Origin of the sequence: Limosilactobacillus mucosae DSM 13345 (assembly GCF_001436025.1) — a bacterium.
Classification (GTDB): domain Bacteria; phylum Bacillota; class Bacilli; order Lactobacillales; family Lactobacillaceae; genus Limosilactobacillus; species Limosilactobacillus mucosae.
The window spans coordinates 1-362 of the sequence record NZ_AZEQ01000079.1; the positions used below are offsets into that span (position 1 = coordinate 1).

Sequence of the window (362 nt, forward strand, 5' to 3'; positions counted from 1 at the left end):
ACGATTCACTACGTTGGTGCCGGCGATGATACGCCAGCTGACAACATTGTGACGCAAAAGGACGCCTTCACGCGGACGGTGACGATTGACAAGGTAACTGGCAAGGTGCTCTCAATGAGTGATTGGGAAGGCACCAAGACGTTTGCCACGATTGACACGCCAGTCGTTGATGGCTATCATGCCGACAAGAAGACTGCCGGTGGTCTGACGGCAACGCCTGACAATCCAGATGTTGAAGAAACGGTAATCTACGCACCAAACGGTAAGATTGTTCCGGTTGATCCAAACGGTACGCCAATTCCAGGTGCCGATACGCCAACTTACCCAACGGACCCTAACGATCCAACCAAGGTCGTGCCAAA

General features: G+C 52.8%; 1 protein-coding gene. It reads left to right on the forward strand.

Annotation, left to right across the window (positions count from 1 at the left end; genetic code table 11):
• A partial coding sequence (locus FC47_RS10725; protein ID WP_420896577.1) for a mucin-binding protein occupies positions 1 to 362 on the forward strand: 362 nt, incomplete at both ends.